This is a genomic window from Lelliottia sp. RWM.1, from assembly GCF_016859735.1.
Classification (GTDB): domain Bacteria; phylum Pseudomonadota; class Gammaproteobacteria; order Enterobacterales; family Enterobacteriaceae; genus Enterobacter.
Map to the genome: position 1 here is coordinate 1 of NZ_WLVC01000036.1, position 15,863 is coordinate 15,863.

Annotated in this window: 16 protein-coding genes and 1 pseudogene; 5 read left to right on the plus strand and 12 right to left on the minus strand. The window is 54.1% G+C overall.

The window, feature by feature from the left end; genetic code table 11:
- Positions 1 to 479: 479 nt before the first annotated feature.
- The gene (locus GF617_RS20230; RefSeq protein ID WP_181620548.1) at positions 480 to 710 is read right to left on the minus strand and encodes a SymE family type I addiction module toxin; all 231 of its coding nucleotides are present in this window, start codon (positions 708 to 710) and stop codon (positions 480 to 482) included.
- Positions 711 to 894: 184 nt separating this feature from the next.
- Between GF617_RS20230 and GF617_RS20235 the strand changes: the two genes are divergently transcribed.
- Positions 895 to 1,242, plus strand: a complete 348-nt coding sequence (locus GF617_RS20235) for a nitrous oxide-stimulated promoter family protein (RefSeq protein WP_181620547.1) — start codon at positions 895 to 897, stop codon at positions 1,240 to 1,242.
- 1 nt (position 1,243) lies between these two features.
- Here the strand turns inward: GF617_RS20235 and GF617_RS20240 are convergent, their stop codons facing one another.
- From GF617_RS20240 to hypA, 11 genes and pseudogenes are all read right to left on the minus strand, one after another.
- A complete protein-coding gene (locus tag GF617_RS20240) occupies positions 1,244 to 2,491 on the minus strand; it encodes an MFS transporter (protein ID WP_203452333.1) in 1,248 nt (415 codons plus the stop codon).
- Between the two features lie 15 nt (positions 2,492 to 2,506).
- The gene (locus tag GF617_RS20245; protein WP_181620545.1) at positions 2,507 to 3,268 is read right to left on the minus strand and encodes an ABC transporter ATP-binding protein; all 762 of its coding nucleotides are present in this window, start codon (positions 3,266 to 3,268) and stop codon (positions 2,507 to 2,509) included.
- Positions 3,268 to 4,305, minus strand: coding sequence for an iron ABC transporter permease (locus GF617_RS20250; protein ID WP_203452334.1), 1,038 nt, complete (start codon positions 4,303 to 4,305; stop codon positions 3,268 to 3,270). Before GF617_RS20250 ends, GF617_RS20245 begins: the two co-directional genes overlap by 1 nt.
- A pseudogene (locus GF617_RS20255) lies at positions 4,302 to 5,303 on the minus strand (ABC transporter substrate-binding protein). The gene GF617_RS20250 and the pseudogene GF617_RS20255 overlap by 4 nt, the downstream one beginning before the upstream one ends.
- Positions 5,304 to 5,494: 191 nt before the next feature.
- Positions 5,495 to 5,923 (minus strand): molybdopterin-binding protein, encoded by a 429-nt coding sequence (locus GF617_RS20260; protein ID WP_181620542.1) that lies wholly within the window; start codon positions 5,921 to 5,923, stop codon positions 5,495 to 5,497.
- Between the two features lie 73 nt (positions 5,924 to 5,996).
- Complete coding sequence (flhA, locus tag GF617_RS20265; protein ID WP_203452335.1) at positions 5,997 to 8,069, minus strand: formate hydrogenlyase transcriptional activator FlhA; 2,073 nt, start codon at positions 8,067 to 8,069, stop codon at positions 5,997 to 5,999.
- 66 nt (positions 8,070 to 8,135) lie between these two features.
- On the minus strand, positions 8,136 to 9,146 hold the full coding sequence (gene hypE, locus GF617_RS20270; protein WP_181620540.1) for a hydrogenase expression/formation protein HypE: 1,011 nt from the start codon (positions 9,144 to 9,146) through the stop codon (positions 8,136 to 8,138).
- Complete coding sequence (gene hypD / locus GF617_RS20275; RefSeq protein ID WP_181620539.1) at positions 9,143 to 10,264, minus strand: hydrogenase formation protein HypD; 1,122 nt, start codon at positions 10,262 to 10,264, stop codon at positions 9,143 to 9,145. Before hypD ends, hypE begins: the two co-directional genes overlap by 4 nt.
- Before the next feature lie 3 nt (positions 10,265 to 10,267).
- On the minus strand, positions 10,268 to 10,540 hold the full coding sequence (locus GF617_RS20280; RefSeq protein WP_181620538.1) for a HypC/HybG/HupF family hydrogenase formation chaperone: 273 nt from the start codon (positions 10,538 to 10,540) through the stop codon (positions 10,268 to 10,270).
- Entirely contained in the window at positions 10,531 to 11,394 is an 864-nt protein-coding gene (gene hypB, locus GF617_RS20285) for a hydrogenase nickel incorporation protein HypB (RefSeq protein WP_181620537.1), read from the minus strand. The genes GF617_RS20280 and hypB overlap by 10 nt, the downstream gene beginning before the upstream one ends.
- A 3-nt stretch (positions 11,395 to 11,397) precedes the next feature.
- Positions 11,398 to 11,748 carry a hydrogenase maturation nickel metallochaperone HypA gene (gene hypA, locus GF617_RS20290; protein ID WP_181620536.1) on the minus strand — a complete coding sequence of 117 codons (351 nt, stop codon included), beginning with the start codon at positions 11,746 to 11,748 and terminating at the stop codon, positions 11,398 to 11,400.
- A gap of 210 nt (positions 11,749 to 11,958) precedes the next feature.
- On the opposite strand from hypA, the gene hycA reads away from it, so the two are divergent.
- The 4 genes from hycA (at position 11,959) to GF617_RS20310 (ending at position 15,853) form a co-directional block, all read left to right on the plus strand.
- The gene (hycA, locus tag GF617_RS20295) at positions 11,959 to 12,423 is read left to right on the plus strand and encodes a formate hydrogenlyase regulator HycA (RefSeq protein WP_203452336.1); all 465 of its coding nucleotides are present in this window, start codon (positions 11,959 to 11,961) and stop codon (positions 12,421 to 12,423) included.
- Positions 12,424 to 12,496: 73 nt separating this feature from the next.
- Positions 12,497 to 13,105 carry a 4Fe-4S dicluster domain-containing protein gene (locus GF617_RS20300; RefSeq protein ID WP_181620534.1) on the plus strand — a complete coding sequence of 203 codons (609 nt, stop codon included), beginning with the start codon at positions 12,497 to 12,499 and terminating at the stop codon, positions 13,103 to 13,105.
- The gene (gene hycC, locus GF617_RS20305) at positions 13,102 to 14,928 is read left to right on the plus strand and encodes a formate hydrogenlyase subunit 3 (RefSeq protein WP_203452337.1); all 1,827 of its coding nucleotides are present in this window, start codon (positions 13,102 to 13,104) and stop codon (positions 14,926 to 14,928) included. The genes GF617_RS20300 and hycC overlap by 4 nt, the downstream gene beginning before the upstream one ends.
- 1 nt (position 14,929) lies before the next feature.
- Positions 14,930 to 15,853, plus strand: coding sequence for a respiratory chain complex I subunit 1 family protein (locus tag GF617_RS20310; protein WP_181620532.1), 924 nt, complete (start codon positions 14,930 to 14,932; stop codon positions 15,851 to 15,853).
- The last annotated feature ends 10 nt before the right edge of the window (positions 15,854 to 15,863 follow it).

Here is a 15,863-nt window from a genome sequence, read left to right on the forward strand (position 1 = left end):
CGCTTACCGCTCATGGGCACCTCTCTTTAAGTCATCTTAAATGACTCTGAGGTGTCTGTTAAACCCGTGGCGATTCACAGTTTATTAGCCAAATATACTCGCTAGAGTCTTTCCCATACTGACCTTCGCTACTGGATACATGTTATCGGCTCATGGGGTTGTCTTGTGTTAATGGAGGGATGGAAAAACAGAGGGATTATAACTTTGGATGAGTACAGCAAACAATATACATAAAATCAGATGGTTAATGAAGTGTAGGTTAAAGTATTGTTTTTATAATGTGGTAGAAAATAATCTTTACAAATCAGCGTTAACACACCACTGCATCATCGGCGTATGGGCGTCAAAATTGTCGATTGTGGTCATGGAGTTATGATATCCATTTCATTGATAATATTGATCTTTGAGCGGCGTAGTGGCCGTAGGTTTCCTCTATTGTCGCATGAAAAAATGACGTAGCGCAGAAAAATGTCGATGCATTACACCGGGCCATCTTCCATAAGCTCAATGACCAACTTTCCCCGCTCGACACCCACTCTGACCTGCGAGTTAGTCGTAAATCCTGCTTTTTCAAGCCAGTCCCCTTTTAAGCTCAGGGCAGCATGTACGCTATAACGTGTCGGGATTTTGGTTTTACGATCTTCGTGACGTTTACGGTAATACCCGACTTTAAGATGACGAAAGGGTTTAGCAATGGTGATGTCTGGCATACAGGCTCCGGGAGTCGCGGGTAAATGTGGTTAATTTTCCTGTATAAAATACCAGTAAATCTGATGCGAAGCAGAGTTAAAACTGGAAGGTCTCTTCAGAAAACAAAATGCAAACGATGAAATCAGCCTGAAATACCTGACACAAAATAGTATTATAAATACATCTTATTATTCGGTACTGGTTATGTCTGGAAAACGTATCTCACGAGAAAAAGAGACGATCGCTAAAATGATTGCGCTGTATGAAACGCAGTGTCCTGAGGCCTCCAAAGAAGAAGGACATTATCAGGCGCTTAACGCGTATGCCGATAAACGCCTGGATAAATGTATTTTTGGTGAGGAAAAGCCCGCCTGCAAGCAGTGTCCTGTGCACTGCTACCAGCCTGCCAAACGTGAGGAGATGAAACAGGTTATGCGTTGGGCCGGACCACGCATGTTGTGGCGACATCCGATCCTCACGATTCGTCATCTGATTGACGACCGTCGTCCTGTTCCTGAACTGCCGGAAAAATACCGTCCCAAAAATCAGTAAGTCAGGGCTGACGAGCCAAAGAGGCACGTACAGGACGGCAGATTATCACCAACGCGATTGCGCTACAGAGCGGGAAAAATGCCAGCAGCAGCCACGGATAAATGGCGGCGTTTGAGGGCGTTAGCGCGTGATCAAGTTGACTGCCAAACACTAAATTCCCCGCCAGAACGGCACAACCACCCGCTGTGGAGAGTGCGCCATAGTGCGCGCCAAGGGTTGATTCCTGGGCAAACCACGGGATCAGATCCTTCGCTGCAGGCACGATCAGCATTTGTCCCAGCGTTAATAGTGAAACGAAGCAGGCCGATGGCAGCAATCGCATCCAGCCTTCTGCCGGTTCGGTTGCCGCAAAACAGGCCACGCTCAGAAAAGAGGCTGAGAGCAGCAAAAATCCAATCGGTATGATTCTGGCTGCGCCTGCCCGACGGGCAAAACGCGCCAGCGGAAGTTGAAAGGCAATGATCAACACCGATGCCAGCATAAATAACGGGCCAAGATCTTTCTCACTGCCGCCAGCTCGCTGGATCTCGACCGGCAACGCCAGATAAAGCTGGTTATAGCTCAGAAGCCACGAGCTATAGGCAATAATAAAGGCGACAAAGCGTGGCTGGCGAAATGTGGTCCACCAGGGGAGGATCGCCAGCGTCTGTTGGGTATTTTGCCTGGAAGGAAGGCAGAAAAACAGGACAACCAGCGCGATGATAAATACCCCCGCTCCAGCAAGAGCTACCTGGCGAAAGCCCAGCCCCGTGAGCAACGCTCCCGCGACAGGGCCGAGCACCGCACCAAGCTCACCGCACACCGCAAACAGAGCAAACCACTCTGCACGACTGCGTTTTCCCTGTGTTTCACTTTGGCTTCCTGCTTTTGCCAGCAGCGCTTCAATCGACGGTGAAAACAGCGCGCCACCGATTCCCGTGAGGCAGGCCCCCAGAATGATTGGCCCGAGTAACGTTCCAAAAGCCAGTAACAGATAACCTACAACCCGGATCACACAGCCACACAGGATAATGACCTTCGCGCCATATCTGTCAGACAACGCACCGCCGACGATAAACATCCCTTGTTGCGAAAAGGTACGTAACCCCAGTACCAGCCCAATCAGCCCGCCAGAAAGCAGCATATCGTCGCGCAGGAAGATAGCCAGAAAGGGGACGACGGCATAGAAACCAATGTTAAAAACAAACTGGCTGCCCAGTAACACGGGCGGCCAGAGTTGCGTCGCGGGGCGCAGGGAAAACAGAGACATGCAGGTTATCCGGCGTTAAACAAGGTAGTGGATGTGCTTATTACCATGATAGGGCGAGATCTCAATTTTGGTTTTCACCCGGAAAACATCCCAGAGAAGTTCCTCGGTTAAGATGTCCTGTGGTGTCCCTGTCGCCACAATTTGGCCTTTTTGCATCACAATCAACGCATCACAAAACATAGCGGCGTGATTGAGATCGTGGATGGCCACAATACTGGTCACCGGTAACTCACTGATCAGATGCATTAACTGCATTTGATGGTGAATGTCCAGGTGGTTGGTCGGCTCATCGAGCAGGATCTCCGTCGGCGTCTGTGCCAGTGCGCGCGCGATGTGTACACGCTGACGCTCCCCGCCCGAAAGGCTCAGCCAGCCTTGCTCGCTCTTTTCCAGCATGTCGACCCTGCGCAGGGCGGCAGTGACGGTTTCGTCATCCTGCGTACTCCAGTTTGAGAACGGCGAATGGTGTGGAATACGTCCCAGCTTTACCACATCGCGCACGCGCATATTGGCATCGGTCATGCCATGTTGTTCAACAAATGCCACCCGCCGGGCAAGCTGTTTTTTGGCTATCCGGGCGATGTTCTGCCCGTCCAGGGAAACACTGCCCGCATCCGGACGTCGCAACCCGGCAAGGACCCGCAGAAGTGACGATTTACCGCAGCCGTTAGGGCCAAGCAGCCCGACAGTTTGTCCACGGGAAACGCTCAATGAGACATTGTTGACGATGACTTTTTTACCCACCTTCCAGGTAATATTTTCAGCGGTGATACTCATCACTTATTCCTTGAACGGTAGATAATAATCGCAAAGAACGGCACTCCGACCAGCGCAGTCACGACCCCAACGGGGAGACTTTGTGGGGCGATCAACAAGCGTGACGCAATATCAGCCAGTACCATCAGAATCGCGCCGGCGAGGGCGCTGGCGATAAGCAAAGTTCGATGCAATGGCCCAAAGAAGAAACGCATAACGTGCGGGACAACTAACCCCACAAAGCCGATCGAACCCGCCATACTGACAATGGTGGCAGTAATCAATGCTGTGGTGGTGAACAGGGCCAGCCGAACCCAGGGAACGGCAATACCCAAAGACGCGGCAGCGTCATCACCAAACGTAAACGCATCCAGGGCTCTGGAGTAGTAAAGGCATACCGCAAGGCCAATCAGTACAACAACCAGCACCAGTTGAAACTCAGGCCATCGCACGCCACTGAAACTGCCGAGCAGCCAGAACATCACATCGCGCGCCTGTTGTGCGCTGGCGGATGTACTGATGGTATACGCGGTGATGGCATTAAAGAGTTGAGAGGCGGCAACCCCGGCCAGAATGGTACGTTCGTTTCCGCCACGCGCGCCGTTCGTCAGGAAGGCGACAAAAGCAAAAGCAGCAAATGCCCCGGCAAACGCGCCAGCGGAAAGTGATACGGCACCTGTCCCAATACCCAGTACCACGACTGACACGGCTCCCGTCGATGCCCCCGCAGAAATACCCAGTACATAAGGTTCAGCGAGCGCATTCTTCAACAGGCTTTGCAGTACCGCACCGCAGATGGCTAACCCTGCGCCGCAGCAGGCGGCAACCAGTGCGCGGCTCAGGCGGAAGTCCCAAATCACACTTTCATAGATGCGATTCAGGGGCTCGTTTGTGAGCCCGAGTTTGTTGCTTATGGCGTAGAACACGCTTTGCAGCGGGATAGAAAGCTCGCCAACGCTGACGCCCATTGCAATCACCAGGAATAACACCACCACGGACAGAACGCCCGACGCACCTAACAGAAATCGCTGTCGTACTGGTTGCGCCACTGCGGTCATTTATCTAATCCCAGTTTTCTGAGCTGTTCGCCAACCTGCTCAGCACCGTAAATCGTGCGGATCGTCGGGTTCATTGCCTGGCCGTCCATGACGACGATGTGCCCTTTTTTCACGGCGTCTAACTGGCTGACGGCAGGATCAGATTTAAGGAACTTAATTTTTTCTTGTGCGTTATCCAGTGCCCAACGATTACGATCAAGGCTTGAAACGACAATGACATCCGGGTTCGCGGCAATGATGCTCTCCCAGCCCACCGTTGGCCACTCGGTTTCTGAGGTGATGGCGTTATGTCCACCTAGCACGTTTGCAATAAAACCGGATGCGCTGTTCTTGCCGCCAACATAGGCGTCAGAAGAAGGGGAGGCACTGGAGAACCAGAATACAAAGGAGAGGTCTTTTTTGTTTTTTCCGAACGCCTGGCGCAGGTCTGCTTCGCGTTTTTTGAAATCAGCAATGACGGCCTAGCCGCGATCTTCGACGTTGAAGATTTTGGCAAAATCTTCAATCTCTTTATACAGGAACGTCATGTCCCACAATTTCTGGCGGCTACCGTACATATCGCCAATGTCTTTTTTGGTCGCACACATACCCGGGGACATATAGCTGTTCACGCCAACGGTGGCGAGATCTTCACGTTTGGCCACTTTACTTTCAGGGCCGAGCAGCAAAGGTAACTGCGCAGGAACAAAATCAGGGTTCTGGGCAAGAATGGATTCGAGCGTCGGGATTTCGACCGTCAGTGTTTTGATTTTTGCATTCTGTTCAGCCAGTTGTGGCAACACTTTGGTTGGCCAAAACGCACTGGCGGCCACGTTATCCTGCAAACCTAAAAGCAGCAGAATTTCGACGGTATTTTGCCCCAGTGCGACGACACGCTCAGGTGCTTTGGTGAACGTCTCTTTATATCCACAGTTTTCAATGGTGAGAGGATAAGTTGTGGCTAAAGCAGAACTGACGGATGCGAACACCATTCCTAATGCGCAGATGACCTTTTTCATAAAACGCTACCTTAATTATTAAAATTATTCTTGCTGACCCAGGAAGTGAATTTAATGCAAATGAAACTCATTATTGAGGCGGGATTTTATACAATGCAATATATTTTGTGTCAATGATTGATGATAAGGTTTTGTTTTATTTGTTTTATTTGTGGTTTGGACAATGCCGTGCAGAGCACGGCAGAGAGAAATTATGCGCGAGTGGCGATAAGAATGGCGGACGCTTTAATGAGGGCGATGATGCGTTTTCCGGCGGCTAACTGCATTTCTTTGCGGCTTTCGTTGGTCACGACGGCGACAATCTCAAAACCCGCATCGGTCTGAATGTGAACGGTCGCATTAACAGCCCCTTCGGTTACGCTGGCGATAGCACCTGCGAACTGGTTACGGGCGGAAAACTTCAGGCCACAGTCTTCCGTTGCCAGCGTAACCCACGGGGCTTTGATCAGCGCAATGGCCTCTTTTCCCGGGACTAAACCCAGAGCTTCTTTGCTGCTGGTGGTCACAATGGCGACCAGTTTCGCGCCACCTTGCAGGGTTAATTCAACTTCGTCGTTGACTGCACCGTGTGATGTTGCGCTCACGATACCCGTTAGCTGATTACGTGCTGAAACAGACATGTTACCTCCTGTAGAACAGATGAATGTTGGCGTACACCAGAGTTTATACCACAGCCGCAGTGGGCATTATGCGTTAAACCAGACTCTCTTTATCAATCCCCAGACGTTTCATGCGGGAGAGCAGAGTGGTGCGTTTTAGCCCCAGTCTCTGCGCGGCCCCTTTCGGTCCGGCAACGACGCCATTGGTCTCTTTAAGGACGCGCATAATCAACTGGTATTCCTCTTCGCCGTCCTGAGCCACTTCGGTGGCCATCATTGGCTCTTCAGACAGGGAGACTTCGGGGAGCGAGAGTTGCAACACGTTTCCGCGCGTCAGCAATACCGCCCGTTCAATCACGTTTTCCAGTTCGCGCACATTGCCTGGCCACTCCATTAACGACAGTGTCCGTAGCGTTTCGGCTGGAATACTGTCGATGTTGCGTCCCATTCGGCGTGCAATTTTCGCCGTAAAGGCTTTGACCAGCAGCGGGATGTCTTCCGGGCGTTCACGCAGTGGCGGCAGGTAAATAGGGAAAACGTTCAGGCGATAATAGAGATCGCTGCGGAACTCACGGTCGGCGACCATTTTTTTCAGATCACGGTTGGTGGCGGCAATTAACCGTACATCGGTCTGAATCAGCTTGTTACTGCCCAGGCGTTCGAACTCTTGCTCCTGCAACACACGCAGGAGCTTAGGTTGCAGCTCCAGCGGCATATCACCGACTTCATCCAGGAACAGCGAGCTTTTATCTGCCAGTTCAAAGCGGCCCAGTCTTTGGCTACTCGCACCGGTAAATGCGCCGCGCTCATGGCCGAAGAGATCGCTTTCCAGCAAGCCTGCGGGCATTGCCGCGCAGTTCATTTTCACCATGCGGCGGCTGTTGCGGTTACTCAGATTATGGATCGCGCGGGCAATCAGCTCTTTGCCCGTTCCCGTTTCTCCCAGGATCAGTACCGTACTGTCACTTTGCGCCACCATCTCAACCTGCTTAAGCACGCTGTACATTGCGTCGCTGCGACCAATGATTTCGCCAAACTCGCTATCAACATTGTTAAGCTGTTCCGTCAGGGCCAGGTTTTCATCCACCAGCCTCTCCTTCAGGCGGTGGATCTCCTGGTAGGCCAGCGCGTTATCGAGTGCAATAGAGATGCGTTCGGCAATCTGGCGTAACAATTTCAGGTTGGCTGTGGTGAATACGGCTTCATCACACTGGGCCAGCTTCAGCACGCCGAGCATGGTATTACCGGACATCAGCGGCAGCAGACACAGCGTCTGGATCTTATTTCCCCAGGTGTTAAACAGCATCCGCTCATAGGGGGCTAACACATCACGCTCATTAAGATTAAGCAGCAATATCTCTTTGCTTTTAAATACCCGCTCAGAAAGCGTGCCGGCTTCGTCAACCTCGCTCTGCTCGTGCGCGGGGTTCGCTTCGTCGAGGTAGTGCGTGGAGTAGATATTCAGCTTACCTTTTCGGTGACCCCTGAGGGCAATGCTGATGGCATCAATTTTAAAATAGTGGTGGATCTCTTTGGAGACTTCGCTGACCAGTTCATCCATATCAAGCCGCGAAAGTACGGCATTGGTGATCGCCACCAGAATGCGGAAGTTATCCCGTTCGCGGCTCAACAGATCGTAATCGACGTTATTGGTCACGCGGCTTTGGATTTGTTCTGCCACCACGCCGACGATTTGCGTAAAGGTATGCAGACGTTCGTACTCGGCCTCACTCCAGGGCTGGTTAGCGTTGCGGATAAATTCGCAGCCACCAAAAATACGTCCCTCTGCCGCCAGCGGTAGTAGGCAATAGTGACCGAAGGGTTGATACAACGCGCTCTCTGCCAGCAGAGGCCAGGTTTGCCGGAATTCGTCGAAGTTGCAATGCAGGGCCTCCGGGCGCGAGAGAATGCGACGCACCGGGCCATGAGCCAGAATAGTTTCGTCTTCATACTCAAAAGCTTTACCGTTTTCACGCGTCGAAAAGTAGCTCGCGCGATGGCTTCCGCTATGCCAGAGCACAATGGCAGCGCTATCGGCCAGCGCAGATTGCCTGACCAGCCGCGTCAGGGCGTCGCTCAGCGAGCCCAGATCGGGCTGCTGTAAAAGAGTGCGCGTGATATCAAACAGACCCTGCTGTCCAAGATCGCTCGTGGGTGTATACGACATAGTGCATTCCAATAGAAACTGGCAAAAAAGAGAGAAAAAAGTGTGCTGACCGCTTTTGGCGCGGTTCTAGCAAATTCGGGGTAACGGTTCTGCGTGTGGGAGATCCAGCGTGCGTTTTACGCCGTACAGTCCGGTCAGGCGCACCCCTTTGCGCTCAACCACCTCACCGATTATGGCGGCCTCTTTCCCTAAAGGATGAGCCCGTAATTGTTCCAGTACGGCTTCTGCTGCATGGCGTTCCACACCGATGACCAGTTTGCCTTCGTTAGCAAAGTTTAGCGGATCGAGTCCAAGTAGCTCGCATAATCCACGAACGGCAGGTTTGACGGGCAATCCGCGTTCGGTCAGTTCGATACCGTATCCGCAACTGGCCGCAAACTCATGCACCACGGCATTCACACCGCCGCGTGTGGCATCGCGCAGGGCTTTTACGCCAGGAAGAGTACGCAAGGTCTGGATAAGCGGCGTCAGTACCGCACAGTCGCTGCGCAATTCACCGTCAAGCCCAAGCCCTTCACGCAGGTTCAGTATCGTCGCGCCATGACAACCCAGCGTTCCGCTGACCAGTAACACATCGCCAGCCGAGAGTTGCTGAGCGCCCCAGTGAATATCTGTGGGGATCGCCCCCATCCCGGCAGTGTTGATAAACAGTTTATCCGCCGCACCACGCTGTACCACCTTGGTATCCCCGGTCACAATAGCGATCCCCGCGTCACGGGCGGTGCGCGCCATGCTGGTGACAACCGTGGTAAGTGTCTCCATCGGCAGTCCCTCTTCCAGGATAAAACCGCAGGAGAGATAGCGGGGAATCGCGCCGCTGACGGCCACATCGTTTGCTGTACCGCAGATCGCCAGCTTGCCGATATCACCGCCAGGGAAAAACAGCGGATCAATGACATAACTGTCAGTAGAAAAGGCCAGTCTGTCGCCCTGGGCGGTGAGGGAGGCGAGGTCAATTCGCGCCTGATCTTCCTGCTCCGCCAGCCAGGGGTTATTAAAGGCCTCCATAAACAGCTGATTAATCAACTGCTGCATGGCCTGACCGCCACTGCCGTGCGCCATTTCCACCGTGGTCATACTTCACACTCCTGATTACGATACTGATACCACGCCGCGCATGCGCCTTCTGAAGAGACCATCAGCGCACCAAATGCGGTTTGCGGGTTACAGGTGTTGCCAAATAACGGGCATTGATGTGGCTTGCATTTACCGGTTAACACTTCGCCACAGCGGGCGCGAGGATCGTCGCAAACCTGCTGAGGCTGCGGGCGGAAATGTGCTTCGGCGTCGAACGAGCGATACGCAGGCGTCAGGTGCACTCCTGATTCGGCAATCAGCCCCAGGCCGCGCCATTCGCTGTCGCCTTTAACGGCAAAGACGTCGGCAATGGCCTGTTGCGCGAGTCGATTTCCGGCATCGGGAACAACACGGCGGTACTGATTTTCCACCGTACTCTGGGCTGCTATTTTCTGCTCAACCAGCATGGTTACGCCTTGCAGTAGATCAAGAGGTTCGAAACCAGCAACGACTAATGGGCGATTGTAGTCTTTGGCGATAAAACCGTAGGCCTCTGTACCGATGACCATACTGACATGGCCGGGGGCCAGGAACGCGTCAATGCCATTGCCCGGTTCTTCCAGCAGGCTGCGCAGTGTTGGAATGAGCGTAATGTGCTGGCAAAAAAAGAAAAAGTTTTCAATGTTACGGGCTTTCGCCTGTTGCAGCGTAATGGCTGTTGCGGGCATGGTGGTTTCAAAACCCAGGCCGAAAAACACCACTTTTCGGGCAGGATTTTCCACCGCCAGCCTGAGCGCATCCACGGGAGAATAGACAATACGGACATCAGCTCCGCGCGCTCTGGCCTGGAGCAGGGATCCCTTTTTTCCCGGGACGCGCATCGCATCGCCAAAGGTGCAGAAAATCACATCAGGCTGGCTGGCGATCTCCAGACAACTGTCGATACGCCCCATGGGCAGGACGCACACCGGGCAGCCAGGCCCGTGGATAAACTCAATGTTTTCCGGTAGCAACTGGTCAAGGCCAAATTTGAAGATCGCATGGGTATGTCCGCCGCACACTTCCATAATGCGCAGAGGTTTTTCGGCAGTGTAATTCAGCCGTGTGGCCCGTATTTTCAAATGCTCTATGAGCTGCATCACCTGTTCAGGTGCGCGATATTCGTCGACGTAGCGCATGGCTTACTGCTCCTCACCATAGAGAAGTGCGCCGACATCAGGCTCAACGTCGAACATATTTTGCAGAGCATCCAGCGTGTCGCGCGCTTCCGCCTCGTTTATCACACTCATCGCAAAACCGACATGCACCAGCACCCACTGGCCGATGCGTGGTGTGCCTGTCTCATCGTCGCTGCCCACCAGCGTCAGGTCGACATCACGTAGCACACCGCAAACGTCCACTTTGGCCTGAACACCGTCGATAGAATGTATTTGCCCTGGAACGCCTATGCACATCGTTCGTTCTCCAGCCAGTTCAGCCAGTTGTCCATCCCGTCACCCTGTGTGGCGGAGACCAGCAGGATCTCAATATCAGGATTCACTTCGCGGGCGTAAGCCAGGCATTTTTCGACATCGAAATTCAGATAAGGCAGAAGGTCGGTTTTATTCAGCAGCATCAGCGATGCGGCGGCGAACATATGCGGGTATTTCAGCGGCTTATCTTCTCCTTCAGTCACGGACAGCACCGCTACCTTGTGGCGCTCGCCGAGATCAAAGCTGGCCGGACACACCAGGTTCCCCACGTTCTCAATAAACAGAATGCCGTTATCTGCCAGCGGCAGACGCGGGGCGGCGTCGGCAATCATCTGTGCATCCAGGTGGCAGCCTTTCCCGGTATTGACCTGAATGGCAGGTGTACCTGTCTCGCGAATACGCGCAGCGTCATTTACCGTCTGCTGATCGCCTTCAATCACCGCGCAGGAAACACGCTCGTTCAGGCGTTTGAGTGTTTCGGTTAACAGGGTGGTTTTACCGGAACCCGGGCTGGAGACCAGGTTAAGCACCAGGTGTTTGCGGGTGGCAAAACGGGCGCGGTTACGGGCCGCCAACTGGTTATTCTTGTCAAGTACGTTGATTTCAACTTCCAGCATTTTACGCTGGCTGATGCCCGGCGCGTGTGTGCCTGCTTCGCCGTGACCGTAGTGAAGATCGCCGGCATCGGATTGCTTAGGTGTGAAGGTGATGCCCGTCAATGCCCCGGAGTGGCGGGGGGCGGGAGAAAATGGCGCGGAGCGAAACGCGGAATGAGGACGATGTTCATCCCCTTCAATATAGAGGTTGCCTTCGGCGCAACCACAGGTGCTACACATAATTTACTCCTGATCGATTTCGAGGCGTTGGATCTGCAACCCGTCATCCGCCACGATGCGAAGCCCGGTGCTCTGGCACTGTGGGCAGCGTTGTACCTTCGACGACAGCAGCGTGACGTATTGCTGGCATTGCTCGCACCAGCACTCCGCCTGCTGTTCTTCAATATGAAGCTGGCAGCCCTCCGCCAGCGTGTCGCGACACACCAGTTCAAAGCAGAAGGTCAGGGCACTGGTTTCGACGCAGGAAAATGCCCCGACTTTCAGCCAGACGCCGGTAACACGTTTTGCGTTATGCAGGGTTGCCTGCTGTTCGATTAATTCCAAAGCCCGTTGGCAGAGGGTGAGTTCGTGCATGACGCCTCCTCAATGAATTGCCCCGTTAATGCAATAACAGTGCCATCTTGATTTTTGTTAAGGCGTGACGGTGTCGGCGCTGTCGAAATGACACGTCGACACCGCTGTTTTGACAGACTGGATTTGGTTAAAATTATTTAAAATCAATATATTAAAAATTGGCATGGAATCTGCTTAATAGCCGCAATCTCCATTAATCGGACACCTTGTATGACCATTTGGGAAATTAGCGAGAAAGCGGATTACATCGCGCAGCGCCATCAGCAGTTACAGGAGCAATGGCATCTCTATTGCAACTCTCTGGTACAGGGGATCACCCTGTCGAAAGCCCGTCTTCACCATGCCATGAGCTGTGCCGCACAAGGTGATATGCGCTTTGTGTTGTTCGGGCATTTTACGGTTTATGTCACGCTGGCTGACACCTTTAACAGCCACACCATTGAGTATTACGTCGAGACAAAAGAGGGTGAAAAACAACGTATTGCCCAGGCGCAGTTGATGGCCGATGGCATGGTGGATGGTCACGTCAGCAACCGCGATCGTCAGCAGGTTCTGGAACATTATCTGGAGAAAATCGCGCCAGTTTACGAGGGGCTTTATACCGCGGTGGAGCACGATTTACCGGTAAACCTGAAACAGCTGATTGCTGGAAATATTTCAGCCAACGTTGCCTGATTTGTTCCGAGTGTCGAGAAGTGTCGATAAGACAGATTTTCGTCAAAAATGACCATCACCAGAGGATTACCCGGTGAACCGTTTTGTAATTGCTGACTCGACGGTCTGTATTGGCTGTCACACCTGTGAGGCGGCGTGTTCGGAAACACACCGTCAGCACGGGTTACAGTCAATGCCGCGTCTGCGCGTCATGCGTAATGAAAAAGAGTCTGCCCCGCAGCTCTGCCACCATTGTGAGGATGCCCCGTGTGCGGGTGTTTGCCCTGTTAATGCGATCACTCGCGTAGAGGGTGCTGTACAGCTGAACGAAAGCCTGTGCGTAAGCTGCAAACTGTGCGGCATTGCCTGTCCGTTTGGGGCCATTGAGTTTTCCGGCAGCCGTCCGCTGCACATTCCGGCGAACGCCAACTCCCCGAAAGCGCCGCCAGCCCCTCCCGCTCCGGCTCGTGTGAGCACATTGCTGGACTGGGTTCCCGGCGTGCGTGCCATCGCAGTGAAATGCGATCTCTGCAGCTTCGATGAGCAAGGCCCGGCCTGTGTGCGTACCTGCCCGACCAAAGCACTAATTCTGGTCAATATTCGCGATATTGCGCGAACCAGCAAACGTAAACGCGAGCTCACGATCAATTCCGATTTTGGCGATCTTTCGCTGTTTCAGTCTCAGAACGAGGGGGCGAAATGAACGCAACGACCTTGATGAGTAGCGCGGTGATGGTCTTTGCTGCGACGGCTGTTTTGGCGCTGGTCTTCTCCTTCTGTAAAACCCTGAGCGGCTGGATAGCAGGGATTGGTGGCGCACTCGCCGGTGCGATGACCACGGCGACGGGAGCGATTGTGTTGATGGGGGGGCAATCTACCGGGGCGAGTTTGCCGTTGATCCGTCATGCGATTCAGCTCTCACCGCTGAATGCCATCTGGCTGGTGACCTTCGGCCTGTGCGGCTTTTTTATCAGCCTGTTTAATATTGACTGGCATCGTCACCCGCAAATCAAACCGAACGGCCTGCTGGTGAATTTGCTGATGGCGACCGCGATTTGCGCCGTCACCGCCAGTAACCTGGGCGCGCTGGTCGTGATGGCGGAGATCATGGCCCTTTGCGGCGTGTTCCTCACCGGATGTAGTGTATCCGGCAAGCTGTGGTTTGCACTTGGACGACTCGGCACGCTGCTGCTTGCGCTGGCGTGCTGGCTGGTGTGGCAACGCTATGACACGCTTGAATTTACGCTGCTGCATGAACGCACGCAGGTGCTGCCATTGGGCGCAGATATCTGGCTGTTGGGAGTCATCGGTTTTGGCCTGCTGGCGGGGATCATCCCGCTCCATGGCTGGGTTCCTCAGGCACATGCCAATGCCTCAGCCCCGGCCGCCGCACTGTTTTCGACCGTAGTGATGAAGGTTGGGTTATTCGGCATCCTGACGTTTTCACTGGTGGGGGGGCAGCCTCCGTTGTGGTGGGGTATTGTGCTGATGCTGGCGGGAATGGTCACGGCATTTGTCGGCGGGTTGTACGCGCTAATGGAACACAATATCCAGCGTCTGCTGGCGTACCACACGCTGGAAAACATCGGCATTATTCTTCTCGGTCTCGGGGCGGGTGTGACGGGGCTGGCACTGAATCATCCGGCGCTGATTGCAGCCGGGTTTATTGGCGGTCTGTATCACCTCATTAACCACAGCCTGTTTAAAAGCACCCTGTTCCTGGGCGCGGGCAGCGTCTGGTTCCGTACCGGTCATCGCGATATTGAAAAGCTGGGCGGTATTGGCAAAAAAATGCCGGTGATCGCCTTATGTATGCTGGTCGGGCTGATGGCGATGGCGGCGTTGCCACCGCTGAATGGCTTTGCCGGTGAGTGGGTGATTTACCAGTCCTTCTTTGCGCTCGGCCAAAGTGACGTGTTTATCGCGCGTCTGTTGGGGCCGCTGCTGGCTGTTGGCCTGGCGATCACAGGCGCACTGGCGGTGATGTGCATGGCGAAAGTCTATGGTGTGACGTTCCTTGGCGCACCACGCACCCGTGAAGCGGAAAATGCCTGCTGCGCACCGTTGCTAATGGCAGCCAGTGTGGTGGCTCTGGCGTTGTGCTGCATTATTGGCGGCGTGGCGGCGCCATGGCTTATCCCGCTGCTTGGCAAGGCGGTTCCGCTGCCGCTCACGACCGCACACACCACGGTTTCCCAGCCGATGATTGCCCTGTTGCTGATTGCTGCCCCGTTGCTGCCGTTTGTGCTGATGCTCTTTTTCCGCCGCGACCGGTTGCCTGCGCGTTCGCGCGGTGCGGCCTGGGCCTGTGGTTACGAACATGAGCAATCCATGGTGATCACTGCCCATGGTTTTGCCATGCCGGTTAAAGAGAACTTTGCCGCTGTGTTGAAGCTGCGTCACTGGCTTAATCCGGTGGGGTGGATCCCGGGCTGGCAAAGTGCCGCTGTACCTGCGTTGTTCCGCCGTCTGGCCGTGATTGAGCTGGCAGTACTGGTGGTGATTGTGATTTCACGAGGAGCCTGACATGAGTCTGTTACTGGCATTACTTCAGGCGCTGGTGTTATTCGCCGTTGCGCCATTGCTATCGGGAGTGAGCCGTGTGGCGCGCGCCAGGATGCATAACCGTCGCGGGCCTGGTGTGCTGCAGGAGTATCGCGATCTCTTCAAATTGCTGACTCGTCAGAGCGTCGCACCGGATGCGGCAGGCTGGGTCTTCCGCCTGACCCCTTTTGTGATGGTTGGCGTGATGTTAACCATCGCGACGGCGTTACCGGTGGTGACGGTAGGGTCTCCGTTGCCTGTGCTTGGCGATCTGATCACGCTGATCTACCTCTTCGCTATCGCCCGTTTCTTCTTTGCTATTGCCGGGCTGGACACCGGAAGCCCGTTTACCGGGCTCGGAGCCAGTCGTGAGGCAATGTTGGGCGTTCTGGTTGAGCCAATCCTGCTGTTGGGGCTGTGGGTTGCCGCGCAGGTTGCGGGCTCTACGCACATCAGTTTTATCACTCACACCGTTTATCACTGGCCTGTCGCCCGTTCCATTCCGCTGATTCTGGCTCTGTGTGCCTGCGCCTTCGCCACCTTTATTGAGATGGGAAAACTACCGTTCGACCTCGCTGAAGCAGAGCAGGAGTTGCAGGAAGGACCGCTCACCGAATACAGCGGCTACGGTTTTGCCGTGCTGAAGTGGGGTATTAGCCTTAAACAACTGGTGGTGCTGCAAATGTTTGTTGGCGTTTTCTTCCCGTGGGGACAGATGACGCATTTCTCCGTTAGTGGTCTGGTGCTGGCCGTGGTGGTTGCGGCGCTCAAGCTGCTGATCGGCGTGCTGGTGATTGCGCTGTTTGAAAACAGCATGGCGCGCCTGCGTTTTGTGGCCACCTCACGGGTTACCTGGGCTGGTTTTGGATTTGCATTTTTAGCGTTCGTCTCCTTGCTGGTGGCGTGATTTAAGAGAG

Coding starts and splice junctions, on each gene's coding strand:
- GF617_RS20230 (WP_181620548.1), bottom strand. CDS start 710: ATGCCAGACATCACCATTGCTAAACCCTTTCGTCATCTTAAAGTCGGG.
- GF617_RS20235 (WP_181620547.1), top strand. CDS start 895: ATGTCTGGAAAACGTATCTCACGAGAAAAAGAGACGATCGCTAAAATG.
- GF617_RS20240 (WP_203452333.1), bottom strand. CDS start 2,491: ATGTCTCTGTTTTCCCTGCGCCCCGCGACGCAACTCTGGCCGCCCGTG.
- GF617_RS20245 (WP_181620545.1), bottom strand. CDS start 3,268: ATGAGTATCACCGCTGAAAATATTACCTGGAAGGTGGGTAAAAAAGTC.
- GF617_RS20250 (WP_203452334.1), bottom strand. CDS start 4,305: ATGACCGCAGTGGCGCAACCAGTACGACAGCGATTTCTGTTAGGTGCG.
- GF617_RS20260 (WP_181620542.1), bottom strand. CDS start 5,923: ATGTCTGTTTCAGCACGTAATCAGCTAACGGGTATCGTGAGCGCAACA.
- flhA (WP_203452335.1), bottom strand. CDS start 8,069: ATGTCGTATACACCCACGAGCGATCTTGGACAGCAGGGTCTGTTTGAT.
- hypE (WP_181620540.1), bottom strand. CDS start 9,146: ATGACCACGGTGGAAATGGCGCACGGCAGTGGCGGTCAGGCCATGCAG.
- hypD (WP_181620539.1), bottom strand. CDS start 10,264: ATGCGCTACGTCGACGAATATCGCGCACCTGAACAGGTGATGCAGCTC.
- GF617_RS20280 (WP_181620538.1), bottom strand. CDS start 10,540: ATGTGCATAGGCGTTCCAGGGCAAATACATTCTATCGACGGTGTTCAG.
- hypB (WP_181620537.1), bottom strand. CDS start 11,394: ATGTGTAGCACCTGTGGTTGCGCCGAAGGCAACCTCTATATTGAAGGG.
- hypA (WP_181620536.1), bottom strand. CDS start 11,748: ATGCACGAACTCACCCTCTGCCAACGGGCTTTGGAATTAATCGAACAG.
- hycA (WP_203452336.1), top strand. CDS start 11,959: ATGACCATTTGGGAAATTAGCGAGAAAGCGGATTACATCGCGCAGCGC.
- hycC (WP_203452337.1), top strand. CDS start 13,102: ATGAACGCAACGACCTTGATGAGTAGCGCGGTGATGGTCTTTGCTGCG.
- GF617_RS20310 (WP_181620532.1), top strand. CDS start 14,930: ATGAGTCTGTTACTGGCATTACTTCAGGCGCTGGTGTTATTCGCCGTT.